Source organism: Orenia metallireducens (genome assembly GCF_003001995.1).
In the GTDB taxonomy this organism is placed as follows: Bacteria; Bacillota; Halanaerobiia; order Halobacteroidales; family Halobacteroidaceae; genus Orenia; species Orenia metallireducens_B.
Genome location: NZ_PVNB01000059.1, coordinates 1 through 5,112 on the forward strand (window position 1 = coordinate 1; position 5,112 = coordinate 5,112).

At 31.1% G+C, this 5,112-nt stretch carries 4 protein-coding genes; all 4 read right to left on the bottom strand.

Annotated features, from left to right (window positions below):
* Window positions 1-198: 198 nt before the first annotated feature.
* The 4 genes from BX659_RS18360 to BX659_RS18375 all read right to left on the bottom strand — a co-directional run bounded on the left by BX659_RS18360 (window position 199) and on the right by BX659_RS18375 (window position 4,698).
* Window positions 199-1,413: a phage major capsid protein gene (locus tag BX659_RS18360; protein WP_097019675.1), complete on the bottom strand. Its 1,215-nt coding sequence runs from the start codon at window positions 1,411-1,413 to the stop codon at window positions 199-201.
* A gap of 60 nt (window positions 1,414-1,473) precedes the next feature.
* Window positions 1,474-2,097, bottom strand: a complete 624-nt coding sequence (locus tag BX659_RS18365) for an HK97 family phage prohead protease (protein WP_097019676.1) — start codon at window positions 2,095-2,097, stop codon at window positions 1,474-1,476.
* A gap of 308 nt (window positions 2,098-2,405) precedes the next feature.
* Window positions 2,406-3,659, bottom strand: a complete 1,254-nt coding sequence (locus BX659_RS18370; protein ID WP_097019677.1) for a hypothetical protein — start codon at window positions 3,657-3,659, stop codon at window positions 2,406-2,408.
* 145 nt (window positions 3,660-3,804) lie between these two features.
* The gene (locus BX659_RS18375) at window positions 3,805-4,698 is read right to left on the bottom strand and encodes a DUF6414 family protein (protein ID WP_097019678.1); all 894 of its coding nucleotides are present in this window, start codon (window positions 4,696-4,698) and stop codon (window positions 3,805-3,807) included.
* Window positions 4,699-5,112: the final 414 nt, after the last annotated feature.

A 5,112-nucleotide genomic window follows, 5' to 3' on the forward strand; every position in this document is an offset into this window, starting at 1 on the left:
CAATACACTTGCTCTTCTCTCACTAGTCTCAAATTCCTTACCCCTACTAATAAAACCCTCAACACCTTTAAAAGTGCTAAGGGCTTTCATCATAGTCATAATAGTTACCTCCTCTATTTTCAGTTATCCTATCTATAAACTCTAATGCTTTTATCTGTGTCCATCCGTGTTAATCTGTGGCTAAAAATATTTCGAACTTTATGATTCAGTGGGCTTACTATCAAAGGTCACATGCACGAAACTCTCTGGCAACATAGTAGTCAAAGCCACCCTTTCATTAGCCATCAATGCCGACATATTCCTAATTCCAAAATCAGCATGCTGGTCTAGTACCTTAATAAAAGCATCCTGTCTATCCCAAAGAATAGCACCCATTCCCCAAGCACCAAGAGCTACTTCTCCAGCATTAATCTGAATAGTCTCCACCACTGGAACAGACCAGGTTCTTTTTTGCCCTCCTTCAGTTACCTGCACCCAAATATAATGACCATCAGACCCTTTTAGTAACTCTATCTCCTCCCAATCACTAGGATTAACCACTACTCCAGTTACAGGAAAACCAGTCATCCTAGCAATAGTAATCGCTCTTCTTAAAGTATCAATCTTAGTATCTCCAACCTTACCCTGAGACCATTTATACTGCTGTCTATCTGGGTCAGTTAAAATTCCCTGTAAATTAGGACTAGCCCCATCACCATAAAGAATCTGCCTCTCATCCTCCTGCTTCAATCCATAAATCAAACGATTATCAATATATCCTCTTAATTGCTTGGCATCATCTAGAGCTTGATTAGGTACAGGAATGTAATGAGAGATATCCCGTACATTAGCTGACTCCTTAGTAAACTCAATACTAGATTCAGGAGCAGGACTTCCAACTCCTATAGCATTAGCATTATTGGTATACCCGACCTCCCTTACATACTCAATAGAGTTACTATCAGTAGTCTGTACATTAAGCAAATCACGAATATTTAACTCCTGCTCTGGTGGCATAATAATATTTGGAACTCTAGTTGGAACAGGAATACCCTCTGCTCCAGTCAATCCTTTTCTTCTCATGTTAAATAAACCTTTAAAATGAACAGGATCAGAGCTATCTAAATTTGATTCTCTCATTCTCTTATAAGACTCAGAATCCACAAAGACCTGTCCAAAACTCTTAGTTCTCTGTTGATTCCCAACACCTAAGTTAGGTCTACCCATCTTCTTCTCCAACTCATCAGCCCTACTCTGTAGCTCCTTCATCTCACCACCAATCTCTTTAATCTGCCCTTCAACTTCACTAATAACCTTAGCAGTTCTAGAAGTAGTTTCACCAAAGTTCTTAATCTCGCTTTCTTGTTGGTCTAATAGTTTCTGTAGGTTATTTGTTACACTATCAAACTTCTTACTTAGCTCTTTAAGTTCCATAAATTAATCCCCCTAATTATTAATCTAGTTATATTTTCACTTATACAATAAAAAAGAAGACTAATTAGCCTTCTTAAGTTTATTTCCTATATTCTTTTCTAAACTATCTATTGAAGTAACTAATCTCTCCATTTCTAACTCACTACTATCCTTCTCTTTAACTTCAGTCTTCTCTAATAATCTATCTAAAAGTTCTATTGTCTTAGTTAACACCTCCTTAATATCCTCATTAGCTTTGACTGAAGTGATTAAGGCTTCATCATTCATTGCCCAAGTAACAGGACTAAACTCATATAACTTAAGCTCCTTTAAATGTCTAACCCCATCCTTCCATTCCTTCTTCACTGTATCATAGCCGATACTTAGCTCATTAATCACACCATCCTTCAGCAATATCTTTACATCTTTACCTAAGCTAGTATTACTAATCTGTCCTTTAACAAATAAACCCTTCTTATCCTCCTTCATCTCAATAGGTTTACCAATTGGACTATAAGGGTCATGCTGCCAACAGATTTTTATTCTATCTTTGTTATGCTTTAATGTCTTAGTAAAAGCACCAGGCTGAATTAAATCTCCACCATCATCAACGTTACCAAAGACTGCAGCATAACCAGTGAAGATACCTGTCTCTTGGTCAAAATTTTTGAGTTCAAAGGGAACTCGTTTGGTTTTATATTGCATATTGGAACACCTCCTATTTCTTATTAAAAAAATCAAAGAATTCTAAGTCCTTGACTCCCCTAAATTTATTTATATTTCTAGGTTTCTTATCCCTTATCCTCTATCCCTTATACCTTGCTTTTCTACCTCCTAAATAAGAAAAACACCCAGATAGATTCTGAGTGCTTTATGCTAAAATATATAGTTTTCTTATTATAGATTATATCAGTTATATATAGAATATAACTGTCATTTTTATATCAAGGTTCGTTCAATATGGCTATAAATATATAGTAATTATTAGCTGGTTTAGCTGACGTACGTCAATTTCAACTAATATATTCATTTCTTTTATTATCAAGATTATCTAATATAGCAAATAACATCATAAGAATCTCTTGATATAATTCAAATTGAGCTTTTGCCCAATCTGAATTATGAAGTGGTCGAGGTCTTCCAATAAAACCATTATATATATCACCAACTTGTTTAAATTTCTTAATTATTTCTTTTTCTTTTCCGTGATCAACATCATGCCTTACATTTCTACGAAGATGTTTTAATTTCCAAAGAGCATCTAACTCTTCTTTATTTACTATTTGACATAAACGATTTGCTGTACCTGATCCTTCATATAATAAGAAAAATAAATTATCTATAACTTTATTAAATTTATCTTCATTTGTTGCTATAACATTAGGAATAATAGAAGAAGCTAAAATAGCTTTATTAGTAGGTTTAAAAATATGCTTATCCATTAAATTTATACTATACTCATTTATTTGACATACTAATTTAATAATTGAACAACCTAGTTGATTTATCTTTACAGGTTCTGATTCATTAATTGCTTGATTAACATTTACCTCTAAATCCTCTCTATAAACAAAACCTATATGTTGATTAATAGTAGAAAATATATTAGAATGAGTTTCACTAGATTCAATTGGTTCTTGTAATTCTTTTTCATCAACAAATTCAATCATTTTTTGAGTATTTGTTTGACTTAATATAAGCATATTTCCTACATAGTCAGCTACTTCCATAGCTCTTTTGTATATTTCTTCATTTTTATATTTATACTCATATTGTTTCTTTGCAAAAACTTGATAATTATTAGATAACTGTAATAATTCATTAATGATTACTTCAGATGGGTTATATATATCTATAGTAGTTTTTATTGATGCAATTGAATCTAATACCTTCTCTGATGGAAGCCTTAAATTTGAGAGCTGAGATTTAACCTTGTCTATATTCTTTTGAGTTTTTAAAAGTTTTTTATAATTAGTATTCATATCTTCAATTAACTTATATGGTGCATTAGGAATATAATCAAGAGCAGAAGAAATGTCTTGTAAACCTTCAAGTTTTGAACGGTATTTAATAAAATCATTAAAAAAAGATGTGCTAACACCTACCCCTTGAGGTAATTCTATACCTTTAATTTCTTCTAATAGTGGATACATACTCTTTAACTGCTCTTTAATCCCTGGAGAATTAATAATTTTATTAGCTTCTTCAACTTGTTTTTCTATCTCCTTCATTTGTTTCATAATTGCTTTTATATCATCATAACTCATACTTATCCATCCCCTTTTTAGTATATTAACTCATATCACGACTATTTATAAATCTTCATTGATAATATTAATATAACTATAAGCAAAAAATCCCCATAAACTATCCAATATATAAAATTATCTTATTATCAAAATACAAACCTTTCTATTCTCGATATATTGCAATAGGAGTTATTGATATTTCTGGATATACAACAGATTGTGCCATCATTTCAACTTCTCTAAAAACATCAAACATTTGTTGTAAAGCTACTTCTATATCTGAACCACCTACATTTGAAACAATATTCTCTCTATTTTCCGGAGGTATAGATGCTATTTGCCCAAATATAGTCCATTCAGATACGGGTGCAGTACCATATTTATAAATAATACTTGATATATCATCTCTCAAAAACTCTTTATTTAAATTACCAACTAGTCTAAAATCAGGATAATTCTCGAAGGGATTTAACTTAATTACAATTCTATCTTTATAAAATGTATCAAAAAATAATTTAAACCCTTCTTGCATCCATTTGTCCATTTTTAAATTTGATCTCACTTTTTTTAATTGTTTCTGTCTCTGATTATGTGGTAAATCAGCTACTGTACATTTTGCTATAAAATCGCCAATATCATTAAATTTTTCTAAAACCATACGCATTTGTGTAAAATCATTAATATTAATCTTGCCAGTAGCTAAAATAAATGAATTATCCAATAATAAATCCCTAAACGTATCTTTTTCTAAATCTTCTTCTTTAATGTATTCAGAAATCTTAATAAGTAACTCATTTTCAATAAGGGCATTTTCAACTTTATTATATATGTTATCGTGAAGTGACTTTGTTTCTGTATTCTTATTTTCCCATAAAAAATTGACTCCTCCAATTCCCTTAAGAAAACTAAATATTCCTCCTTCTACACTAGCAGAACCTTGTTGAGAATTTCTGTTTTCTTTACTGGATGTGGTTGCTAACCCTTCTTCTACTTGAGCAATTATTGATTTTAACCTTTCAATATCTAAATAAATAAAGTCACGTATCGAGATACTCATATTAAACTCACTCCCTTATATAAAATTTAATTACTGATATTCTATAACTTTGCTGTATTCTATGAATAAGCCTAAGTATGTCAGCTAAATCTTTTATTAACAAAGTACATCATATAATCTTCTTATTTATAGATATTAACGAAATATTTCGTTAATATCTTATATAACTCAATTATTTACTTCTTATATCTTTCTACATAAGAAAACACACACCTCCATAAATATCCATAATTTTAGAATATATCCCTTATAAATAAAAAAATATATACCAAAAGAACATTAATAATATATAGTTAAAGCTAATGTAAGGGATAGTCCTAGCAGCACAACCACCTGCTATCACAATCCCTAAGACCAACGCCCAGTTCCAGTCCTTCCAAACAAGATAGCTACAACCTGTTAGAACAGGACCCC

Excerpts from the sequence above, each read along its gene's own strand:
- BX659_RS18365 (WP_097019676.1), bottom strand. The coding sequence starts at position 2,097 with ATGCAATATAAAACCAAACGAGTTCCCTTTGAACTCAAAAATTTTGAC.
- BX659_RS18360 (WP_097019675.1), bottom strand. The coding sequence starts at position 1,413 with ATGGAACTTAAAGAGCTAAGTAAGAAGTTTGATAGTGTAACAAATAAC.
- BX659_RS18375 (WP_097019678.1), bottom strand. The coding sequence starts at position 4,698 with ATGAGTATCTCGATACGTGACTTTATTTATTTAGATATTGAAAGGTTA.
- BX659_RS18370 (WP_097019677.1), bottom strand. The coding sequence starts at position 3,659 with ATGAGTTATGATGATATAAAAGCAATTATGAAACAAATGAAGGAGATA.